This window comes from Endozoicomonas numazuensis, assembly GCF_000722635.1.
Taxonomy (GTDB): Bacteria; Pseudomonadota; Gammaproteobacteria; order Pseudomonadales; family Endozoicomonadaceae; genus Endozoicomonas_A; species Endozoicomonas_A numazuensis.
The window spans coordinates 308,978-330,297 of the sequence record NZ_JOKH01000003.1 but is presented as its reverse complement, the minus strand read 5'-3'; the positions used below and the strand labels follow the sequence as shown (position 1 = coordinate 330,297).

16 protein-coding genes are annotated in these 21,320 nt (G+C 47.9%); 8 read left to right on the top strand and 8 right to left on the bottom strand.

Annotated elements, in window-relative coordinates:
- Positions 1-88 precede the first annotated feature (88 nt).
- Positions 89-1,660, top strand: a complete 1,572-nt coding sequence (locus GZ78_RS14305) for an autotransporter outer membrane beta-barrel domain-containing protein (RefSeq protein ID WP_034837322.1) — start codon at positions 89-91, stop codon at positions 1,658-1,660.
- Positions 1,661-1,692: 32 nt separating this feature from the next.
- Here GZ78_RS14305 and hemN read toward each other — a convergent pair whose 3' ends face one another.
- Positions 1,693-3,084, bottom strand: a complete 1,392-nt coding sequence (gene hemN, locus GZ78_RS14300) for an oxygen-independent coproporphyrinogen III oxidase (RefSeq protein WP_034837319.1) — start codon at positions 3,082-3,084, stop codon at positions 1,693-1,695.
- Positions 3,085-3,496: 412 nt separating this feature from the next.
- Between hemN and GZ78_RS14295 the strand changes: the two genes are divergently transcribed.
- Positions 3,497-4,780: an NRAMP family divalent metal transporter gene (locus GZ78_RS14295; protein WP_034837317.1), complete on the top strand. Its 1,284-nt coding sequence runs from the start codon at positions 3,497-3,499 to the stop codon at positions 4,778-4,780.
- A gap of 165 nt (positions 4,781-4,945) precedes the next feature.
- Positions 4,946-6,619: an acyl-CoA dehydrogenase family protein gene (locus GZ78_RS14290; protein WP_034838320.1), complete on the top strand. Its 1,674-nt coding sequence runs from the start codon at positions 4,946-4,948 to the stop codon at positions 6,617-6,619.
- A 26-nt stretch (positions 6,620-6,645) separates the two neighbouring features.
- Here the strand turns inward: GZ78_RS14290 and GZ78_RS14285 are convergent, their stop codons facing one another.
- Entirely contained in the window at positions 6,646-6,843 is a 198-nt protein-coding gene (locus GZ78_RS14285) for a 2-hydroxymuconate tautomerase family protein (RefSeq protein ID WP_034837314.1), read from the bottom strand.
- A gap of 494 nt (positions 6,844-7,337) precedes the next feature.
- Between GZ78_RS14285 and GZ78_RS14275 the strand changes: the two genes are divergently transcribed.
- Positions 7,338-7,946 carry a hypothetical protein gene (locus tag GZ78_RS14275; protein WP_236631575.1) on the top strand — a complete coding sequence of 203 codons (609 nt, stop codon included), beginning with the start codon at positions 7,338-7,340 and terminating at the stop codon, positions 7,944-7,946.
- A gap of 9 nt (positions 7,947-7,955) precedes the next feature.
- Here the strand turns inward: GZ78_RS14275 and GZ78_RS14270 are convergent, their stop codons facing one another.
- The 5 genes from GZ78_RS14270 to ccoG form a co-directional block, all read right to left on the bottom strand.
- On the bottom strand, positions 7,956-8,672 hold the full coding sequence (locus GZ78_RS14270; RefSeq protein WP_034837307.1) for a sulfite exporter TauE/SafE family protein: 717 nt from the start codon (positions 8,670-8,672) through the stop codon (positions 7,956-7,958).
- Positions 8,669-8,875, bottom strand: a complete 207-nt coding sequence (gene ccoS / locus GZ78_RS14265) for a cbb3-type cytochrome oxidase assembly protein CcoS (RefSeq protein WP_034837304.1) — start codon at positions 8,873-8,875, stop codon at positions 8,669-8,671. The genes GZ78_RS14270 and ccoS overlap by 4 nt, the downstream gene beginning before the upstream one ends.
- A gap of 7 nt (positions 8,876-8,882) precedes the next feature.
- Entirely contained in the window at positions 8,883-11,381 is a 2,499-nt protein-coding gene (locus GZ78_RS14260) for a heavy metal translocating P-type ATPase (RefSeq protein ID WP_034837301.1), read from the bottom strand.
- A 107-nt stretch (positions 11,382-11,488) separates the two neighbouring features.
- Positions 11,489-12,058, bottom strand: a complete 570-nt coding sequence (locus GZ78_RS14255; protein ID WP_034837298.1) for a FixH family protein — start codon at positions 12,056-12,058, stop codon at positions 11,489-11,491.
- Positions 12,059-12,198: 140 nt separating this feature from the next.
- Entirely contained in the window at positions 12,199-13,593 is a 1,395-nt protein-coding gene (ccoG, locus tag GZ78_RS14250) for a cytochrome c oxidase accessory protein CcoG (protein ID WP_051786192.1), read from the bottom strand.
- Positions 13,594-14,355: 762 nt separating this feature from the next.
- Here ccoG and GZ78_RS14245 point away from each other — a divergent pair.
- From GZ78_RS14245 to GZ78_RS28945, 4 genes are all read left to right on the top strand, one after another.
- A complete protein-coding gene (locus GZ78_RS14245) occupies positions 14,356-16,839 on the top strand; it encodes a hypothetical protein (protein ID WP_034837295.1) in 2,484 nt (827 codons plus the stop codon).
- A gap of 195 nt (positions 16,840-17,034) precedes the next feature.
- Positions 17,035-18,396 carry a hypothetical protein gene (locus GZ78_RS14240; RefSeq protein WP_034837292.1) on the top strand — a complete coding sequence of 454 codons (1,362 nt, stop codon included), beginning with the start codon at positions 17,035-17,037 and terminating at the stop codon, positions 18,394-18,396.
- 114 nt (positions 18,397-18,510) lie between these two features.
- Positions 18,511-19,979, top strand: a protein-coding gene (locus GZ78_RS14230) for an ISNCY-like element ISEnu1 family transposase (RefSeq protein ID WP_407919779.1) whose coding sequence is annotated in 2 segments (ribosomal slippage) — positions 18,511-18,955 and positions 18,955-19,979 — 1,470 coding nt in all. Because the reading frame shifts where the segments join, the coding sequence is not laid out codon by codon here.
- 668 nt (positions 19,980-20,647) lie between these two features.
- Positions 20,648-20,878 carry a hypothetical protein gene (locus tag GZ78_RS28945; RefSeq protein WP_236631570.1) on the top strand — a complete coding sequence of 77 codons (231 nt, stop codon included), beginning with the start codon at positions 20,648-20,650 and terminating at the stop codon, positions 20,876-20,878.
- A 121-nt stretch (positions 20,879-20,999) separates the two neighbouring features.
- Here GZ78_RS28945 and GZ78_RS14220 read toward each other — a convergent pair whose 3' ends face one another.
- Entirely contained in the window at positions 21,000-21,305 is a 306-nt protein-coding gene (locus GZ78_RS14220) for a hypothetical protein (protein ID WP_152558735.1), read from the bottom strand.
- Positions 21,306-21,320 lie beyond the last annotated feature (15 nt).

The window sequence follows — 21,320 nt, the reverse complement described above, 5'->3', positions numbered from 1 at the left end:
AATAACAACGTTGTTAGTCTAATCCAGTAAATAATCCGTCATAGTCCTCCCCAGGGAATTGAATCAGTACTCCGGGGGGAAAAGGACTATGGCCGGAAAATCACTCAAATTATCATTGGTTTTGGCCATGCTGCTGGCAGCCGTTGCGTTGCCTGTGCCGGTATTGGCGATTGATCCAGCCATACTGGTGACGGGTGGCACAGCTCTCTTTGGAACGGGGCTGGGTACACTCTCCTACAAACTTGGCCAATGGCTGTTCAGCCCATACTCCACCAGTGAAGATCAACCCGAACCGGTCGTGGTTGAACCCGTGTCGATCTTCAACCCTGGGGAAGACCAGCCTTATGCAGTGACCATTAAGGTGAATGAAGATGACAATGGTGGAGGCGGTGAAGACAGACCTGTCGGGACAGAGAAGAAACCTGAGCCCGGTTCCAGTGAAGGCCCGGTGAGTTCAGATACGGAAAAAGACGCTAAAAACAGGAGTGAGTCCGAAAAGGATTCTAATGAAAAATGGGTTGTTATTAAAGTTGAGAAAGGCGAGGCCAGTCGTGAATTGCAGTCACTGATCGATCAACCTCTACCTGAGGTGGGTGAAGTCATTTATCATCTTACGCCTACTGCACAGGCCAGTTTGAATGCCACCCGACATCTTGAAATGGCTTCCGCTCAGGCTTTGTTTAGTCAGCTGAGTGATCTTCGCCAGATACTTGATTTTTATCGGACAGGACAAGCTTTTATTCTAAACAATGCCGCTCTGGATCGCAGTACGCTCAAAGGTGAGCAGTCCATAAACAGCGAAAGACGTCAAAGCCATGATAATGCGCAATGGCACAGTTTTGTGCAAACCTATGGTGCCCAGTCCCACTATTCTTCGCTCCCTGGATTACAGGGTATGAATGCCAGCAGTTATGGTTTGAATGCGGGTGTTTTCAGCCAGATCAGTGAGCACTCTATTGTCGGCATGATGTTTGGTACCCGAAAAACTTCGGCCGGCTTTCAGCAAAAGCTGGGGTCAGGTCGTGTCGAATCGATTCATTTTGGGCCTTTCCTTTCCTGGCAAAAAGATCAATGGCAGTTTGATGGAGCCCTCTCTTTTGCCACCAAGCAATACAGCAGTAAGCGCAAGGATTCGGATGGAAACCGTCTGTTGGCTCATCGCTCAGGTTTCGAATGGAATGCCTATGGTGCGTTGGGTTATGACATTGATATGGATGAATGGCTGAATGGGCTTACCGTCACACCAGTTGTGGCGTTTCTTTATCATCATACTGAGGCTGGCAGCTTTAGAGAGAAAGGTGTATCCGATGAGGCGTTAGCTGTGAGTGGACAGTCATTCGACCAGTGGATTGTGAGAGTGGGCAGTGACTTTGTTGTGTTGGATCAAAACGCAGAAAGGCCAGCGGCTCTGAAGTTATCGATAGGCTGGCAGCAGCAAACAGTTCTGAGCGGTAAGACCCAATACCGGGTGATGGGGTTCGAGCAACAAGAAGCGCCTGAGTTTCATACAGATGATATCAGCGATACCGGTTTGTATGTGAGCTTTGGATATAATGCCAAAATGTCAGAGCGATCCAGTCTGAGTATGAATTATACCGCTATTCGTTCCAGTCGCAGTCGCAGTGATGGTTTGCAGCTAAGCTATCAGCGTTCTTTCTAGCCCGCAATGTTGCGGGCTAGAAAACAGACCTCTCAGATGACTTTGGAGTAGAGCGCTTGTTGCTGCTGCATCTGTTGTTTGAAGTAGCCATCAAACTGCATGCAGATATTTCTGATCAGCATCTTGCCTCTGGGTTCGACTTTAATCCCCTGTTCAGTCAAAGCAAGCAAGCCATCGTTAGCCATAGGCCTGAGTGCTTCCAGCGCATCAGAGAAATAGTCGCTGAACTTGAGTTCGTAGCGTTCTTCAACTTCAGCAAAGTCCAGCTTGAAGTGACAAATTAATTCATTAATCACAGCCTGACGGATTTCGTCGTCACGGTTCATGGTCAGGCCGCGATAAGCAGGCAGTTTACCCTCGTCTATAGCTTTCTGATAGGCGTCCATGCTGACGTGATTCTGGGTGTATACACCGCCTACTTTACTAATAGACGACACTCCCATTGCTATGAGGTCGCAGTGACTGTGCGTGGTATACCCCTGGAAGTTTCTGTGCAGTGTGCCTGTTTCCTGGGCAATGGCCAGCTCGTCATCGGGCAGGGCGAAGTGATCCATGCCGATATAGACATAACCTCGTTCAACCAGTTTTTCGGTAGCCTGGTGCAGAATGTCCAGTTTTGCCTCCGGGCAGGGCAGATCTGCTTCATTGATGCGTCTCTGTTGTTTGAACCGGTGTGGCAAATGTGCGTAGTTAAACAGTGAAAGTCGATCCGGTGCCATATTAATAATACGATCTACCGTATTCATAAATCCGTCCACTGTCTGATGAGGCAGGCCGTAGATCAGATCCATATGCACTGAGTTAAAAGCCATGGTTCTGGCTGCATCCAGAACAGATTGAACCTGTTCTTCAGGTTGTACCCGGTTGATGGCTTTCTGAACCTTTTCGTCCAGATCCTGAACTCCAATGCTGATGCGGTTGAAACCCTCATCTCGAAGGTGGGACATCATGACCCAGTCCACTTCACGGGGATCCAGCTCAATGGAAAAGTCAGAATGATTCTGGGAACCAAAGTTAAACACGGATCTTAGCTTGTCCATCACCGCAGAAATCTGATCCGGACTCAGGAAAGTCGGAGTGCCTCCACCCAGATGCAGCTGCTCTACTCTTTGATCACGACCGAACAGGCTGGCCTGCATATCGATCTCGCGAAACAGGTAGTCGAGGTACTCTTCGGCTTTGGAACGGTGTTTGGTGACGATCTTGTTGCAGGCGCAGTAGTAGCATACGTGGCTGCAGAACGGGATATGCACATAAAGCGACAGCGGGTTATTGATAGCACTGCTTCTCCAGGCACTGGATTCATAATGCTGAAGATCGAAATCCTCCTGAAACTGAACTGCAGTCGGGTAGGAGGTATATCTTGGGCCACTCAGGTCATACTTTTTAATCAGACCTGTATCCCATATGGGGGCTGTACTCATGTTAACTCTCGAATTGGTTACAGGTCATATGGCTGGATCCTAATTGTTATTATCCAGGTAAACTGCAGGGTGACCCGATTCTTCTGTTAACAGTTTAAAGATTTCGCGAGAAAATATATTTGATATATGTCAATAAGTAGGTGGCGCAATTTAAGGCGGGTTTTTTTACGAAGTGTAACGGGTGAAAGTTAATGTCTGAATTATAAGGAAGCGAAGAGGTGTGTGAAATCAGAGATTGTCTCTATAAAGCAAACTGAAACTGTAAATCGGCTTTACAATTCAATAGTATTCATACTACTGGATTTTTTATTTTTAATTCATTTGTAAACTAAAAAGCCGGTCATTATAAAATAGCAGTCGCACTCAGCTGCAGATTGTTTTTAGAACTCTTTTTTTTAAGAAGTAAAAAAGTATGTCTTCAGATAACCTTTCTTTCGGGGGAGCAACGGCAGATTCTGCTGATGCTGGAAAGAGCAGTAAATGGTCTGCATTAGGTCCGGGTATTATGGTGGCTGCCGCAGCCATTGGGGGTTCACACATTGTGGCATCGACTCAGGCCGGGGCTCATTATGGCTGGCAGCTGGTCGGTCTGGTTATTCTTGTCAATTTCTTTAAGTATCCATTTTTCCAGTTTGGAGCTCGTTATACTGCAGCAACAGGGGAGTCCCTGATGGCTGGCTATGGTCGTTTGGGTAAAGGCTGGTTGAGTCTTTTTCTGGTGCTGAACAGTTTTGCCGGTGTCGTCAATATTGCAGCATTAATGGGATTGACAGCAGCACTTTTGACCTGGGTTGCACCCGGAGTATCCAGCCTGGTTCTTGTCTCGTCCGTAGCGGCGATCAGTCTGATGATCATTCTTCTGGGTCATTATACGTGGGTGGACAGAGTCACCAAACTGATAGTGGTTCTGCTGTCAGTAGTGACCGTTCTGGCTGCCCTGCTGGCGTTTGGTCAGGGGGCTGTCGCTCCGGCAGGTTTTGTGAGCCCCAACCCCTGGACCATAGCATCGGTTGGTTTTCTGGTGGCTTTGATGGGGTGGATGCCTGCACCGATTGAAGTGTCGGCCATGAATTCCGTCTGGAGTATGAGTAAGAAAAAAGAGCGTGGTCATCTGAGTGTTAAAGATGCCCTGTTTGATATGAATATTGGTTACGTGGGTACGGCCATTCTTGCCCTGTTTTTCCTTGGTATGGGAGCCACCGTATTACACGGCAGTGGTATTGAACCGGCCGCCAGTGGTGCAGCCTTTACCAAACAGCTGGTTTCTATGTACTCCTCTTCCATAGGTGGCTGGAGTAGCTGGCTAATTATTATCGCTGCTATTTGCTGTATTTACAGTTCCACTTTGACCTGTATTGATGGCTATAGTCGAACTACGTACAGCGCTTGGTTGAATCTGCAGCAGCGGGATACGGATCAGACTGAAAAGCCGTTACTGATTTTGGTGGTGACGGGTCTGGCCCTGACGGTGGTTTTGATGTTCCCGGGCACTATGCTGTCTATGTTGAACTTTGCCATGATTGCAGCTTTTTTAACGACCCCCATTTTTGGCTGGCTTAACTATCGTCTGATCTCTTCCGAGCAGGTGCCTGAAGAACATCGTCCTGGAAAAGTACTTAACTTTTGGGCGCAGCTGGGCATGGTCTTCCTGTTTGGTTTTGCCGGGTTCTTTGTCTGGTGGCAGTGGCTGATGTAATGCTTTAATGCGGTGCAACATTAAAGTGGGTCATGAAGCTATTGCATATAAGTAGAAGTGATATCTCCCGTCGGGGATATTACTTTTCAAGTGAGCGTTTGAATCCTCTCAGGAGATCCGTCAGACTCATAAGAATTGCTGGCAAAAAATAAAAGCGAACCTGACATGACTGATCGATTCGACCCTCACACGCATCTATCACAAGCGGAGACTCATGAGGTCTTCAATCAGCCTGCGCCATTGGAGCAATACAATACTTATACCAGCGACCAGCCCCTTCAGTACTGGGTGGGTGTGTATGGTGCCGGCTGGGCTAAGAGTCAGCTGCAGAGTTTTGGTCTGCAGTGTGGAGGTGATCTGCTAGAGGCCGGTTTTATGGCCAATGAAAACAAGCCTGAATTTCATACCCATGATCGTTTTGGTAACAGGGTCGATCTGGTTAAGTTTCATCCTTCTTATCATCAACTGATGGCTGCTGCGATTGAAGCCGGCATGCACTCTTTGCCCTGGGAGCAGCCCGGCCCGGGGGCCCAGGTGGCAAGAGCGGCTATGGAGTATCAATATTTTCAGACCGATGCAGGGTCTGGCTGCCCATTGACCATGACCTTTGCGGTGGTTCCTGCTCTCAAGCACTCACCGAAGCTGGCTGAAGAGTGGTTGCCTCGAATACTTTCTCATCAATACGACGAACGTAATGTACCTTACTTTGAAAAGAAAGGTGTGACTCTGGGGATGGCCATGACCGAGAAGCAGGGGGGGTCAGATGTCAGGGCCAATACTACCCGTGCCTATCCTAAAGCCGAAGGTGGAAACGGTAGCGAATATGAAATCGTAGGCCATAAATGGTTTTGTTCAGCACCCATGAGTGACGCCTTTCTGGTGCTGGCGCAGACAGACAGTGGGCTGTCGTGTTTCCTGCTGCCACGCTGGCGAGATGATGGCAGTAAGAATCAATTCTTTATCCAACGTTTAAAGAACAAGTTAGGCAATGCTTCCAATGCGTCCTCTGAAGTTGAGTTCAGAGGGGCTCAAGCCTGGATGATAGGAGAAGAGGGAAGGGGCGTTCGAACCATTATAGAAATGGTGGCAATGACCCGTTTTGATTGCATGGTTGGGTCTTCCGCCTTGATGAGAGCGGCTCTGGCTCAGGCCATTCACCATACTTCCGGGCGATCTGTTTTTGGTAAAAATCTGCATGATCAAAAGCTGATGCAGAATGTTCTGGCTGATCTGGCCATTGAATCTGAAGCTGCTCTGGCGATGAGTATGCGAGTCGGATTTGCTCTTGATCATCTGGATGACGAACAGCAATCATTATTTGCAAGAATTACGACAGCGGTTGGCAAATATTGGATCTGCAAGCGAGCGCCACAAATGATCGTTGAAGCCATGGAGTGTATCGGAGGTGTTGGATATGTCGAAGACAATATCTTACCAAGGCTTTATCGCGAAGCACCGGTTAATGCGATCTGGGAGGGGGCGGGTAATGTTCAGTGCCTCGATGTCCTGCGGGCAATCAATAAAGAGCCTGCTGTCTTGAAGGCTTACCTGTCCGAGTTGGATAAGGCTAAAGGTCGTTATCAGGCCTATGATAATTTTCTTATGGCTCTGACCGAAGAGCTTGGGAATCATGAAACAATAGAATACCGCTGTCGAACAGTGGTAGAAAAAATGGCTCTGGCGCTTCAGGCCTGTGTCTTGATCTGTGAAGGTAATAAGGAAATTGCAGAAGCTTTTGTCCAGTCTCGAATTGCACGGCAAGCGGGCTGCCAGTTTGGCACTTTGCCCGAAGGGATAGACTGTTTCAGTATTCTAAAACGATCACAGCCTGTCATCTGAATGGAAGGGGGGCTGCCCCCCCCTCGTTACTGGCCTCTGATTTCTGTCACCGTTTTCCCTCCGATACCCCAGTTATCCGTATCAACTTCCTCTATGACGACAACGGTCGTCGCCGGATTTTTATCCAGCACATCGACCAGTAATTGAGTTACCCCTGATATAAGTTCTGCTTTCTTTTCAGGGGTGACTTGTTCATTGGTGATCTTGATATTGACGTAAGGCATGGTGTTTCCTGATGTTTTTCTTGTAGAAGAAATGGAGTGGGTTGAGGAGGCCTGAGCTGATGACTGTGCCAGCGCTGACCAGGATGAGTCCGGATATCAGTATGGAGGTTACTGGTTCAGAGAACAGGGCAATGGCTGCTGCACCAGAGATAAGAGGAACCAGTCCCATCATGGCGCCCATGTTTGACGCCCCTATCTTTTCTACTGCTTTCACAGGTTGCCCGAGAGCTGGGAGTATTCGCAAACCTGTCTGCTGGCGCAAGGGGGCTCGGACAGCAAATCTCAAGGCATTCACTGCAGTATTGGTAGCAGATTCAAATCAGGAAGCTATGATAGAAGCCAATAAAAAGTTTTTACTTAGGGTTTGTCCCAAAATAACTTCCCGAGTTTCACCCGGACTCCGTTCGCCCTGAGCTTGTCGAAGGGTTATGGCATTGGGCTTCGACAAGCTCAGCCCGAACGGATTTTGAGCAGACTTGAATAAGGACGTTATTTTGGGACTACTTCTCAATAGGGGAGAGCAGGTTTTGAGAGCTATTGGTGTTTGTGGTCTTGTGCTACTGATGATTTTTTTTAGTGCTGTCACTCGATCAGAAGAGATGACCTGGGAAGAAATCCAGTCAGACCCGCTGGATCCCCGACGAAGCCCGATTCAGCAAGAAGGTTATCTTCTTTATCTGGCTCAATTGAAACAGAGTGGGAAGTCGCCTGAAACGACTGTTCTGGAAGATATCTTTAAATTGTCTCCCGAACGAGCGCGAGAATGCAGTGATGGGCACTGCAAATTGAAAAGCAGGCTTGTGATAAGCAGTTTTTCTTATTGGCTGGAAAGGGATGTAGTTCACCTGCTGGTGTTTGTTTCCAGTAAGGACTGGCAGGAGAAATTTTTACGGGAAGAGTCAGAGCGCCTGTTGAGGGAGAAGCTGGGTGAGCTGCAAGGACAGTACTCTCTGGAGTGGCAGGTTTATGTTAATCCGCCCCATAAAAGAACCGTAGGTCTGGCTCACGCTCACATCTTTCTGAAGGGGGTCAGCTCAGAAGAGATTGCTGATCAGGTTAAACGTATTCTGCCTTTCAGCAAGCCAGGGCTGGAGCCCTGGTAACGCATTTGACTACATCGAATGACCACCATGCCCCACGGAGAGCACGGACATCACCCACATCTGATGAGGGCCGGGGATGGTATACAGGCCGAAGAGAATCATCATGATGCCGGCAATGCTTCGTGTCAGGCTGGCCTGAATGATAGAGGTCAGTTGTCTGGCAAAAAGCCCCGTCAGAAAAGTAGTGGGCAGAGTGCCCAGACCAAAGGCTGCCATTAACAGGGCTGATTGTCCGGGGTGGTTCTGGCTGGCAGACCAGATCAGGGTGCTATACACCAGTCCACAGGGCAGCCAGCCCCATAATACCCCCAGAGCAAGAGCGTTCGGGGTGTTGCGAATGGGGAGTAATTGACTGGCAATGGGCTGAATGTGTTTCCACAGATGTTGCCCCAGCTTCTCCATTTTCATCAGGCCTTTCCACCAACCGGTGATATACAGACCCATGGCAATCAGCATGGCACTGGCAATATATCGAAGTGAGATCTGCAGAGGTTCGCTGACATCTCCCAGATACCAGCCTGCCAAACCCAGCAAAAAACCAGCCAGAGCATAACTGCTGATCCGGCCAAGGTGATAAGTAAGCATCAGCCAGGTGGTTTCTGCTTGTGAGCGTCCCTTGAGTGACACGCTCAGAGCAGAGGTAATGCCTCCGCACATGCCTATGCAGTGTGTTCCGCCCAAAAGGCCAATAGTAATGGCGGCAAGAAGAGTTGGCGCTTCGGTCATGATTGTTTGGGCGCTTGTGCTGTTTCTGATGAGTCTTTATTGGATGGGCGACGTGCTTTCGGCTTGTCGTCATCAAATAGAATGCTGTGGGCGGGGCCTTCCATATCATCAAACTGGTCATTATCGACAGCCCACAGAAAAATCCTGACGGCAATGGCAATCAGAAGAACGGCTATCGGGATGAGAATGATCAGGCTTTCCATAACGTCACTATACCTTTACTGCGTCTTGCAGGTTATCCGCATTTTCCCTGCCTGCATTCTGGCTGGCTAAACGTTCATCTGGGCTGACTGGGATAGGGTCTCTGTTAAGGCGCATGGCATTTCCGACAACTACCAGAGAGCTTAAAGCCATGCCAATTGCTGCCATCCAGGGAGCAATCATGGCGGCAGCGGCAAGCGGCAATGCGGTCATATTGTACCCCAATGACCAGGCCAGGTTCTGTCGAATAATCCTTCGGGTTCGCTTTACCAGTTCAAAAGCATCTGTCAGGCGACTAAGGTCGTCTGACAGTAATACCGCATCGGCACTGGTCTTTGCCAGGTCAGAAGCGTTGCCCATGGCCAGAGAAATATCAGCACCGGCAAGTACGGGCACATCGTTTATGCCGTCGCCCACCATCAGAACATGTTCACCTTTGGCCTGGTGCTGGCGTATGAATGCCAGCTTGTCGTCCGGGCTGGCCTGGGAGTGCCATTGCCTGATGTGTAACTGCTGGGCAACAGAAGCAACAACCGGTTCCTGGTCACCACTGAGCAGTGTGATTTTAAAGCCTGCTTCTCTGAGCTGCTGAATGACGGTCGAAGCTTCGGGTCTCAGGCTGTCGGTCACCTTGAACCAGCACAGGGGGGTGTTATTCTCGGACATCAGCAGCCACTGGCCTTCTTCCTCTGGGCGTGCAGGGATGGTTCCCTGACAGCAGAAATCCGGACGACCGATCCTGTAGTGATGTGTGCCGATTCGGGCTTCGATCCCTTTTCCGGTATGGCTGACCACGTCTTCTGCCTTGAGCGCTGTCGAGGCTGTAAACGCTCTGGCAATGGGGTGTTCGGAGTGAGCTTCAATGGCTGAGGCAATTGCCAGCAGGGTTTTATTGGGTATGGTGCAATCAGAAACCGGGTATATGCCTTCCAGAGTTAAACGACCTTGAGTCAGAGTGCCGGTTTTATCGAAAACAATATGAGTGATTTTACCCAGCCCTTCAAGAACATGGCCACGGGTCACGAGAAAACCCAGCTTGTGCAGATAGCCGGTAGCGGCGGTAAGGGCTGTTGGGGTCGCCAAAGAGAGGGCGCATGGACAAGTCACCACCAGTACGGAAAGAGTGATCCAGAATGCATCTTCTGCGGCTACCCCGGACCAATACCAATAAACGACTGTGGCAGTAATAAGTACGGAGGCGACAAAATAACTGGCAACACGATCTGCCAGTTTGGCAATGGCAGGTTTGTCCTGTTGGGCGTGTTTAAGCAGTTTGAGAATGGCGGACATTTGGGTTTCTTCACCCACATGAGTGATTTCAATGTCAATGGCGTTATCAACATTGAGGCTGCCTCCCATGACCGACTCACTTTTACTTCGGGCAATAGGCAGATATTCGCCGGTCAGCATGGACTCATCTACACTGCTATTCCCTTTCAGAATGACCGCGTCGGCCGGAATGGAATCGCCCGGCAAGACTCTGACCTGATCCCCGGGTTTCAAATCTTTCAGTGGCACACGAATATAATCATTGCCCTCTTTTTTCAGGCAGCTGGATGGCAGCAGGTTTCTCAAAGCACGTGCAGCACGAGAAGTGGAGTGTCGTGCCCGAAGCTCAAAGTATCGACCGGTCAGCAGAAAGAAGGTAAACATGGAGACTGAGTCAAAATAGACTTCGCCGCCACCGTTTACGGTAGCCCATAAGCTGGCTACATAGGCACCGCCAATGGCAATAGAAACAGGTACGTCCATGCTCAGGTGACGGGTTTTGAAATCTCGCAGTGCAGCTCTGAAAAAGGGCGCTGCGGAATAAAAGATCACTGGGGTGGCCACCAGGGCACTGACGTATCGGATCAGGTCGCGATAGGGGTCGGTCATATCGTTGCTGATAGCACCAGAATACAGAGCGATGGCGTACATCATCACTTGCATGGTACCGATACCGGCAATGGCAAGGCGTCGTATGGAAACCCTGTTTTCTTCCTTGAGCATGGCTTCCTGGCGATCTGCTCTCCAGGGGTATGCCTTGTAGCCAATCTGGTGGATGGCCATCAGAATCTGGCTGAGTGGTACCTGCTCATTATCCCAGCTGATTTGGGCTTCGTGGGTGCTCAGGTTGACGCTGACTCTTTCTACACCATTAATCAGACCAATGTGATTCTCAAGTAGCCAGATACAAGCCGCACAGGTGATCCCTTCAATCAATAAACTGGCCTGTCGTTCAGACGACTGGTTACTGATAACGAAGTCCTGCTGAATATCATCCCGGTCGTAAAGTCTCAGTTCTTCTTCTAACTGTTTGCTGAGCGTATTGGCCTGCAAACCCGGATCGGTTCGGTGCTGGTAATAACTGTCCAGGCCACCCGCTATGATGGCTTCAGTCACCATTTTGCAGCCCGGGCAGCACATAGGCTGCTCGATATCTTCAACCACTGCCGTATAGGGAGGCGTGCCTTCTATAGGAAGGTGGCAATGGAAGCAATGGCAGCTTTCAGAATGTTTACTCATCCGGTCAATCCGAAATGCTTAAGGTTTTATGAACCCGGTTCATGGCGAATATCTGTAACAACTGTGAATGCACGGGAAGTCAGACTCTCGGCTGGATACAGGCATGTTCAGGGTTGTTTCGAGCTGCCACGAGGTAAAAGTTCACTGGTAACTCCAGTTTTCAGAACCAGTGGTTGGTTCAGTCGCCAGCCCGTTTCATAGCCAACTTCAGGGATGTGCTCATCCAGAGTTTCCAGCTGGACATAGGTTTTACCTTCAACCGCTTCGTCTACCTGACCCACATAAATCTGAGTCGATTCATCCCGGGTGATGGAGCGATTGACAAGAATGACCTTGTCTCTATCGGCAAAAACCGGAGAAAGCAGGCTCAGTCTTAATTGTTTGGGCCAGTCACTGATATCCCCTTGCAAGGTGATTCTTACCTCACCCGTCAGGTCATCAATCAGCATATTGGCGCGAATTTTCAGGTCTTGGGCGTTGGTGTCACGGGTCAGATCGGTATTGATCAATTTACCGGTCTTGTAGTAGTCATCCACGACCACGCTGTCCTGAATCTGGAAGGCGTAGTAAATTCGGTAACTACCCCAGATAAAGGTGACCGCCAGTACTCCCAGAATTGCCCAGACCCAGGGCTCCTGGTACCAGCGGGTAATGGGTTCATTCTTTACAAGGCTCATAGTTGTTTTTACCTGTCTTCAGTTTGGCTGGAGGCTGGTCAGGTTATACCCGGTCAGTCTCCTTGATGCCAGTCTGTCCTCTTCATTGCCTGCAGGGTAACCCGGAATAGTGCTCAACCTTTCTATTCTCGGTCTGACTCCTAAGGGGCAATAAATCGACTTTCGGCTGTTACAGGCGGGATATCCGGCTGATCAGTACTGATTATAAATTCAATGTCTCTACTGCCGGAATCGAGAGATTCCGCAGGAAGAGCCAGCCGGACTACGTGTTGTGCCACTTCTCCGGCATTGACCGTAAAGTGCATATCGCTTCTGGAACTCAGGCTTCCCATATCTTTTACCTTGACGGTCATGCTTAATGGGCGCTGATCTTTGTTGGCCAGTTTCAGAGTGTAAGTATTCTCAATGCTGCCATCCGATGAGGTGCGATATAGCTGGTTGCGATCTCTGAGAACATCCAGCTCCAATGCCGAGCGACTGCTCAGACTCCAGATAAACAGACCTATCATCGCTACTAGCAGACCGGTATAAATCAACAGCTGTGGTCGCAGGAAATGCGTTTTCTTTCCTGACAGCTCACTGTCAGTGGTGTAGCGAATCAATCCTTTCTCATAATTCATCTTGTCCATGATGTCATCACAGGCGTCAATGCAGGCCGCACAGCCAATGCAGCCAATCTGCAGGCCATTACGGATGTCGATACCCGTAGGACACACCTGAACACAGACGCTGCAGTCAATACAGTCACCGAGCCCCTGACTTTTTGGGTCTACACCCCGTTTGCGTGACCCCCGACTCTCGCCACGGTTGTAATCGTAGGCTACAACCAGTGTGTCCCGGTCAAACATAACACTCTGAAAACGAGCGTAGGGGCACATGTGCAGACAAACCATTTCCCTTAACCAGCCCGCATTGGCGTATGTGGCAACGGTAAAGAAACCCAGCCAGAAAAGGGCTGAGGCATTCACCTGCCAGGACAACATATCCGGCACAAGGTCCCTGATTGGGGTGAAATAACCGACAAAAGTAATGGCTGTGGCGACAGAGACTCCGAGCCAGATACCATGTTTGGCGAGTTTTCGCAAAATCTTGCCGACTGATATAGGCCCTTTGTCCCGACGCATTCTCTGGTTTCGGTCACCTTCCGTGATTTTTTCTGCCCACATGAATACCCAGGTGAATACGCTCTGGGGGCAGGTGTATCCACACCAGATACGGCCGGCAAAAACGGTAATGGCGAAGAGGCCAAAGGCACAGATGATCAGCAACCATGACAACAGAATAAAATCTTGTGGCCAGAATGTGGCGGAGAATATGTGGAACTTTCGCTCAGGTAAGTCAAAAAGAACCGCCTGGCGGCCCCCCCAGTTCAACCAGGCTGTACCAAAATACAAGAGGAACAAAAAAGCCCCGCCTGCGAGCCTGAGATTACGGAAATACCCCTTAAAACTGCGTGTGTAAATCTTGTCCGGCTTTTGATACAGGTCAATCAGTTCCGGTTCATTGGAATAGTTTGGTTGGTCTGACTCTGGCATATCACGTCACTGCCCTGATTGTCGTTATAGGTCGTCCATTGAACTGAATTCTACCCCTGAATATGAGAATCGGTCCTTCGAACTGCATCCGTTATCGCTGCTTTTATAGGATGCTATTGGGAAATCGCCGCTATCTTACCTTTTTTTACGGTAAGTGTCAGTGATTTGGCCATGACATAGCGGGATAGCCCGATCAAAAAAAGTGAACCAATCTATCAATATTTTTTGTGTAACCAGGTTAAAAATTAATGTGAATAAATAATCATTTTAATTTTTCTTTTGAATAAAGCTGCGGGAACCATTTGTTTCTTAGTGGTTTGTTACTGCGGCAATACAGAATGATGAGTTTGGTGTAGAGGTTTAAGCTAATTAGAATATATATTTATAACGAATTTTATTTGCCATAGTTTACTTTAATAGAGTAAACCATGGCTGTTCATTTAAATGCGATATGTCGTTTACAAAAGATTTTAAGTGGATTTCTTGTTTTAGAAAATAACTTGTTTTAGAAAATAAAGGGGTATGCTCTAAAAAATTAACCGTCAGTTTTATAATAGTTCTTATGTTTATTCTGTATTTACAGTTAAATACTATCTATTTATTCAAGTAATTATTCATGGTTTGTTGTCGTCTATATATATTTACCAGCGAGGGTTTTTTTGATGGTGTCTGGTTCATGAATAAAAGAGCACGGCTAAATGAATAATCTCTAACTATACTCTTCTCTCTTCGTGTGATTACAAAGTAGAGACGTCCAGCCGCATGAAAACTGTGCTCTTGGCAGCGCTGCTGCTTGTCTGTGGTGTCAGTATTGGCGCTAATGCTGAAGTTGATTCGACTACTGTCGTGCAAAATATAGCAGCCACAAAGGGGGAGGCAGGCACTCATTCTGTTAACCCCAAAGAACGAATCCAGTTGCCTCTGGGGGTTTTGCAAAAAGCTCCTGATGGATGGGTGTATTGGAACGGTGCTGAAGCCAGACAGGTTGATTATTATCAGTCTTCTGCTCTTTACAGTTATCTTTATTCAATCACCACCTATGTTCTCATGGGTGGGGTTACTGCCATGCTCGGCGGATATACTCCCTTTGAAATGAAAGCCATCAGTCTTCTGACGACGTTCGGCTTTCTGGTTGATCTTGGTTTAACGGCCAAGCAGGCCTATAAGGTTTATAGCCTGTCTGGTCAGCCTGAGAGAGGGATCTGGCAGATTCCTTTCAGAGACAGGAAAGAACCGCCTCTGCTGATACTGTTGAACCAGCATGCTATAGGCAGTGTTCATTACACCGTTTTCAGCCTGTATGACGAGGAAGCCAGTGACTTACGGTACATTGACGACGAATATTTAAAACTGGCCAAAATCCTTTACAAAAGAGGGGTTTATCTGACTTTAACTCCGATGGAAGAGGAGCCTGAAGAACATTCCTCATTAAGGGATGAGCTGGCCAGAGACAGTGATCTGTCGGTATCGATCTTTCAGAATTTGAACCGGGAATTACTCTACCATGTTGATTTTAGTGGCAGCCCATCCTTGCCATGGCAGGAGCTGTCCCTGAACACTGCATCCGGTGCGGAGTTGGACAGGCAATATATTTCTGCAATCTCTCCGCTCTGGATCGGGCACGTGGCTGATTGGCTGACAAAGCCTCAAAACTGGAAGCTGATGGGTGACTATCATGCAGCTCTGGATGAAGACCTCTCTGGTTTGGGAGAAATGCCTGAGCAGCCAGGCCCCTTGCTTGAAGAGGATGAGCTGGGTGTGAACAACATGTTGGTGAAAGATGCAGAATCTGGCTGTTTGCAATTGGATATGGGGTCTATGGTGGGTCGGTTGCCAGCATCTGGCGTTCTGCTGATGGCCCATGATCAGCATTGCCTCTCCATTGGGCGTAAAGATATCCCGCGTCATGCTGAGCATGATGTTTCAAAGAGTTATACCTACAACCATTATGAAGCTGAGAGTACATTCCTGAAGTGGACAGTACTTAAGAAGATCCAGGTGGCGGGTATTAACTGGTTGTTCATGAATGGTGTCAGTCAAGGGCACAAAGCATATATGGGCTGGCAAAACAGAAAGGCTGTCTCAGTGCCGGTCACTGAATTTGTTCCACCTAAAGACATCCCAGCAAAAGATATTACTGGTAATGAAGTGATACCTGCTCCCATAGCGAAACCTCCTGCCAACGTAGCTAAAGTGGTCGCGAAAAGCTTGGGGTTGCAAGATCACCTGGTGCTTGCCGAAGTAGAGAAAAGGGTAGGGCTTGGTGCTGAACTTGCAAAAGGTATTCAACTGAAGAAGAGAGACGAGATAAAACCTCTTAAAGAAAAAAAGGTGAGCGAGTTTGAAAAGAAACTGGAAGCCCATAATAAGGCAATGCACAGGGGCGGGGATTCAGACGATGAAAGTGATGATGACTTTGAATTTGACGATGAGAAAAATGAGGAGGTTACATCTGCCAGACCTAAATTGGTCGTTGTAGGGAAGAAAACAATACCCGATGAACCCCAACCTGAAAAAGACAATACAGCAGGGGGGCAGAAGCAGGGTATACCTGCACCTCCAACTGGGGCAGTACCACCACCTCCACCGCCACCAGAGGTGAAAGTTCAGACAGGGTTAAAGATCAAAATCAAACCCAAGGCTCAGCTAGCTGCAGATCAGACTGCTAAAGCCAATCAACCGAAGAGTAAAAACGGTATGGATGATGTGGTGAGTGCTATGGGCGATATTCTTGAGGCTAGAAGGAAAAAGCTCGAAGCATTTGAGCGTCAACAGCAACAGCCCTCTGTGGATCAGGATGTTCCACCCGTTGAGCCTGTCAATGTTGCAATGGGTCAAGTTAACCAAAGGCAGGCTCCGCCACCGGTTAAACCAAAGCCACCAAGGTTGAAGCCCAGGCCCACACGAGATCAGGTCAATGCTATTCGTGAAAAGCTTCTGCAAAAGCGTCAGGGTGATCATGTTGTCATTGACGAAGTTAAAGAAGAAGTGGAAGTCTTTGGCTATAAAGTGGAGCCTGAAAACTGGAATCGATTCCTCAAAGCCTCCAGAGCGGCAGGTGTTAAAGGCAAAGAGCAAGCGGCGCTCAATGCGGGGAACATACCTGAAATAGGTGATGATGAGTGGGATGGAGAGGGACAAAGACCTGTCGAAGACTATGATGGCCCCGCCATTATTGAGATACCTTACCAGTGGATCATTTACATGTGGCGTACAGGCTTGATTGGAGAAAACGATATAGATTAATTGAATTCCTGATGTAGCTTATAAAGCCCTTATGCCCTGCGTAAGGGCTTTTTTTTTATTTCAATCGATGGGGGAGGTGGGTCAATCAGTGCATCTGGTCATTTAATAGGATTTTGAAATAAATTCCGCTCACATTAAAAATATTAAATTATATTTATCTTTACTCCGAATTCACTGTAGAGATGTAGTTTTCAGATGAGAGTTGGTCTGTTTGTAGTGCTGACACTGTTAGGCTTTAGCAACGTCTATGCCAGGGATGAGGCAATAAGAGTTGTTGAGCTGCCAGAGGGTGTCTATGAAGAGTATGAAAATGGCAGTCTTTGGTGGGAGAAGGCCAGTTCCAATGCTGTTATCGACTATCACAGGTCTACTGTCTCGACCTGGTTTTGTTCGCTGACCTCACTGTTCCCAATACTCATGGTCATCAATACGGTCAGTCAGCATTCGCCTCACAGTGCTCCCATGGCCAGATTGCTTTTTGCGGGTCTGGCTTTCACGGATTTTGCCTTCCTCTGCAGTGACGGGGTAGCTCTGGTTCAGAGCAGTCGTCAACTTCAGCCGGTTTTCCATACCCTGCCTTTTCAAGATCGCAAGCGGGCCCCTTTGTTGATACAGGTGATTGTCGGAGTTTTGCCATTCAATATGCAGTATCGAATCCATTCTCTCTGGCAAACCGGAATATCTGACTCAGATTATGGTGATGATGAGTATCTGGATCTGGCGAAAGTGTTATCCAGAAATGGCCAGTACCTCAGACTGTCGGGCTTTGATATAGAAGATGAAGAGTCTGAGTCAGCAACAAGCAGGCTCTTGGAGCGAACATTGAAGATGGAAGTGCATCAGGTGGGTGGTAACGATACAACTCAGGTGCTGTTTGAAGAAGCGTCGCCCCGGAGATGGATAGAACCCTATCTGCTGAATCTCTCGGAGCTGGAAGATTCTGATGAGCTCTATCAGGCGACTATCAGTCCTGAATGGATGGCACATATTGCGCAGTGGCTGTCAGCTCATCCTGATGTAGCCGTGGAGAATGAAGTTATTCGTGTGGAAATGGGATCTTTGTCATCAGAGACATTTGACGATGAGTTCGATGACCGTTTTACCCTGGTAAAGGGTAAAGAAGGCTGTTTGTCATTGGATATGGATGGCATGCAATGGAATTTGCCAAAAGAAGGCATCCTGTTTTCCAGCGATGGCTGTTTCTCTCTGGGGCACAGCAGCGCAAATGTATCATTGCCGGGCTCTCATGTCGCTCAGAATGAAAGAGACAGTCGTTACTATCTCTATAAAGATAAAGCCCTGAAGCAGTTTATGGTGACAGCCTTTAATGGCGTCATGGGCAAAGCCCTGGAATATGGTATCAGTAAGCTGTTTGGAAATAACCGGCAACCGGTTTTTAAACACACGACTGAGGTTTTCGCGCGGGACAACAAGCAGCTGGTTTTGAAACGTAATATTAAGGCTTACCAGCGAGACTTGGATCAGCAGATAGTCAAGTCTCAAACAGGGCAGTTCTCTTATATAGTGCCTGAACGAAAATCCTCGAATAGCTTATAGATCAAGACGTCTACGTCATATTTACCGTATGAAGTTTTTCCTAAAGCTTGGCTTTTAACGCTAGAATAGCCCTAATCATGTCTATTTCCTTCATTCTTCGGCTCAAAAATAATCATGCGACAGGTACAATCCAGACAACTTCAGATCGGTGAAGTGGATATTGGTAGCATTGAACTCGATCATCGGTCCCGTGATGATATTCCCCAGATCCTGCTTGGCTTACAACACCTCTATTTGAATGCCGAAGCCCGGGATTTAGTCTTTTCTCTTCTGGAGCAGGCTGTCCCTGAAAATATCAGCCCTGACAGGGGGCGACCAGGAATGCAGCTGTGGAAGATCCTTGTTCTGGGTGTACTCCGGTTAAATCTTGATTGGAACTATGACCGGCTTCGGGAAATGGCCAACCAACACGCCACCATCCGGGCAATGCTCGGTCACGGGATGTATGACCTGTATGAATATAAGCTCCAGACGATTAAGGATAACGTCTCACTTTTAACCCCCGAACTGCTCAATCAGATTAATGAAGTCGTTGTGGCTGAAGGCCATAAAATAGTTGGAAAAAAAAAGAAGATCCGCTGAGAGGTCGCTGTGACTCTTATGTTTTAGAAACCGATGTTCATTTCCCGACAGATCTCAACCTTTTGTTTGATGCAGTCAGAACTGTCGTTGTTCTTACTGCACGCTTTGCAGCCAGGGCTGAGGTAAGTGGTTGGCGACAGTGGCAATACAACCTGAATCAGTTGAAAAAAATGTATCGTCGTGTACAGATATTACGACACTCTACTTCGAAAGATCCTGCCAAAAAACTTCAAAGGGACAAGGAAATCCGACAAGCCTGTCAGAACTACCTGAATGGCAGTCAGGCATTGATTAACAGAGCTGAAGAAACACTTCAGGACAAGGCGTTCATTACGATATGTCCAGCGAATAAATACAGTTCTATCCAGAAGTTTATCGATCATGGTAAGCGGCAGGTGGATCATGTTAAACGTCGATTGATCGACCATGAAAAAATCCCTCATGATGAAAAAGTATTCTCGCTCTTTCAGCCGCATACTGAGTGGATCAATAAAGGTAAAGCAGGTGTTCCGGTTGAGCTTGGCGTCCGTTTGGCGATTGTCGAAGACCAGTATGGTTTTATTCTGAACCATCGGGTCATGGAAAAAGAAACCGATGAAAAGGCTGCCGTTCCGATCATCCGGGCAACCAAAGCCGCCTTTCCATCTTTGAGCGTTTGCAGTTTTGATAAAGGGTTTCACTCACCATCCAACCAAAAAGATTTGCTTAAATACCTTACTATGGTCGTATTACCAAAAAAGGGACGACGAACCCGGGCCGAGCAGGAGCGGGAAAACGACCCGGAATTCAAAGCGGCTAAAAGAAAGCACTCGGCGGTAGAATCAGCGATCAATGCACTTGAGTCTCACGGGTTGGATAAATGCGCGGATCACGGAATAGATGGACTGAAACGCTATGTTGCTCTCGGAGTTCTTGCCAGGAATTTTCAGAAGATGGGGGCAGAGCTTCAGAAAATAGAACGAAAGAGCGCAAAAAAACGACAACTTCGACTCTGTGGCTGAAAGCACTGACGGTTAATTCGAAAAAAGAATAAAATCAGTAAAGACTGAGGTCGTCGCTTGTCTTGAAATTGCAGAAATGACGAGTTTGGTAAGAAAATTACGATGAAACTGGCAAATCAGAAAGTCTATTGATCGATTATTCAAATATCTGGCTTATGAAGGCTGAACTTCGAACAGAAAAGAGCATTTTCCGTTCGGGCACTATATAGAAACGTTTGTAGAACAGCCTATCCCGGTTATGTGGCTACCCAATCGGGAGGGTACAGCCAAAGGCAGGGCTCGGGAAAAAAGTGGTGTGAATACCGAGGGCACCAGTAAGCGGAAGTCATCGAAAGACATTTTGTCGGTTAAGCCCACCATCAGGTCATTGCGGGGAGAAGAAATACCTGAGTCGTTTATTAAGGGGGCGAATGATCGAAAGTTGGGTGTACTGGTCGAAGAGTATGAGGAAGGTGATGAAATGAGTGAAAGTTCAAAAGGTTCTCTGACTCACTCGTCAGCTTCGAGCACTCTTGTTTCTCAGAAAGTTAGTTCGTCAAATGATGGTTCTGTTATCAGGGTTCAAGGTGAACGGATAACATTGGAATATCCTGCAAACAGTGATCAGTTGGGACTTGCACAGCCCTATTTACCCGGAGAGGTGGCTTTCCAAGGGGGTGTTGCAGAGAGTGCCAAAGAAAGTGCTGTCAAAATGGGGCGAAGGTCAGCTGGAACTTCTCAGCCGAGAATTAGATAGTCAGGAAATCAAGCTTTATGTAGAAGGGTTGTTTGAAGAGATTCAGCAGTTCGATTGGTGGAGCTTTGATGGGGAAGATCTCTCGGAGCGTGATATTCCCGATCTGGCTCATGAGGTATTGAAAAAAATCTTCTGGAGTAAAACAGGTCGGCTTAGTGTGTAGAAAAACGAAGTTCTGTCACCCGTTCTCGATGATTCCGATGACGATCTGGATATGTGGGGTATAGACATTCCGTAAAGTATTCTCAGGCGTTTTTCTGGACGAAGGCAATACAGAACATTGGTTATCTATCTGATTCTCTTCGAGGGAGAAACCGGATGACCAGAACGGCTCCTCTGCTGTCATCAATAATCAGTTTCCATATGGGGCCGCCATTATCCGGTATAATCAGAAACTGATGGCTACCCTGTGGAATGAAGCCAGCAGGTGGCACCTCAATCAATCTCAATTGTTCCATGGTGACAAAAGGCGGGCATCTTTGAGCAGGGCACTGTGCCTGAAGCAATTGGGCCAGAGCTCCGGATTGAGTGACGTAATTCAAGGCACCGTGCAGTTGGGCTAGCAGTGTGTAAGAAAAAGGTGAGATCAAAACCTGGTCTGCTGT

Excerpts from the sequence above, each read along its gene's own strand:
- GZ78_RS14305 (WP_034837322.1), top strand. The coding sequence starts at position 89 with ATGGCCGGAAAATCACTCAAATTATCATTGGTTTTGGCCATGCTGCTG.
- hemN (WP_034837319.1), bottom strand. The coding sequence starts at position 3,084 with ATGAGTACAGCCCCCATATGGGATACAGGTCTGATTAAAAAGTATGAC.
- GZ78_RS14295 (WP_034837317.1), top strand. The coding sequence starts at position 3,497 with ATGTCTTCAGATAACCTTTCTTTCGGGGGAGCAACGGCAGATTCTGCT.
- GZ78_RS14290 (WP_034838320.1), top strand. The coding sequence starts at position 4,946 with ATGACTGATCGATTCGACCCTCACACGCATCTATCACAAGCGGAGACT.
- GZ78_RS14285 (WP_034837314.1), bottom strand. The coding sequence starts at position 6,843 with ATGCCTTACGTCAATATCAAGATCACCAATGAACAAGTCACCCCTGAA.
- GZ78_RS14270 (WP_034837307.1), bottom strand. The coding sequence starts at position 8,672 with ATGACCGAAGCGCCAACTCTTCTTGCCGCCATTACTATTGGCCTTTTG.
- ccoS (WP_034837304.1), bottom strand. The coding sequence starts at position 8,875 with ATGGAAAGCCTGATCATTCTCATCCCGATAGCCGTTCTTCTGATTGCC.
- GZ78_RS14260 (WP_034837301.1), bottom strand. The coding sequence starts at position 11,381 with ATGAGTAAACATTCTGAAAGCTGCCATTGCTTCCATTGCCACCTTCCT.
- GZ78_RS14255 (WP_034837298.1), bottom strand. The coding sequence starts at position 12,058 with ATGAGCCTTGTAAAGAATGAACCCATTACCCGCTGGTACCAGGAGCCC.
- ccoG (WP_051786192.1), bottom strand. The coding sequence starts at position 13,593 with ATGCCAGAGTCAGACCAACCAAACTATTCCAATGAACCGGAACTGATT.
- GZ78_RS14245 (WP_034837295.1), top strand. The coding sequence starts at position 14,356 with ATGAAAACTGTGCTCTTGGCAGCGCTGCTGCTTGTCTGTGGTGTCAGT.
- GZ78_RS14240 (WP_034837292.1), top strand. The coding sequence starts at position 17,035 with ATGAGAGTTGGTCTGTTTGTAGTGCTGACACTGTTAGGCTTTAGCAAC.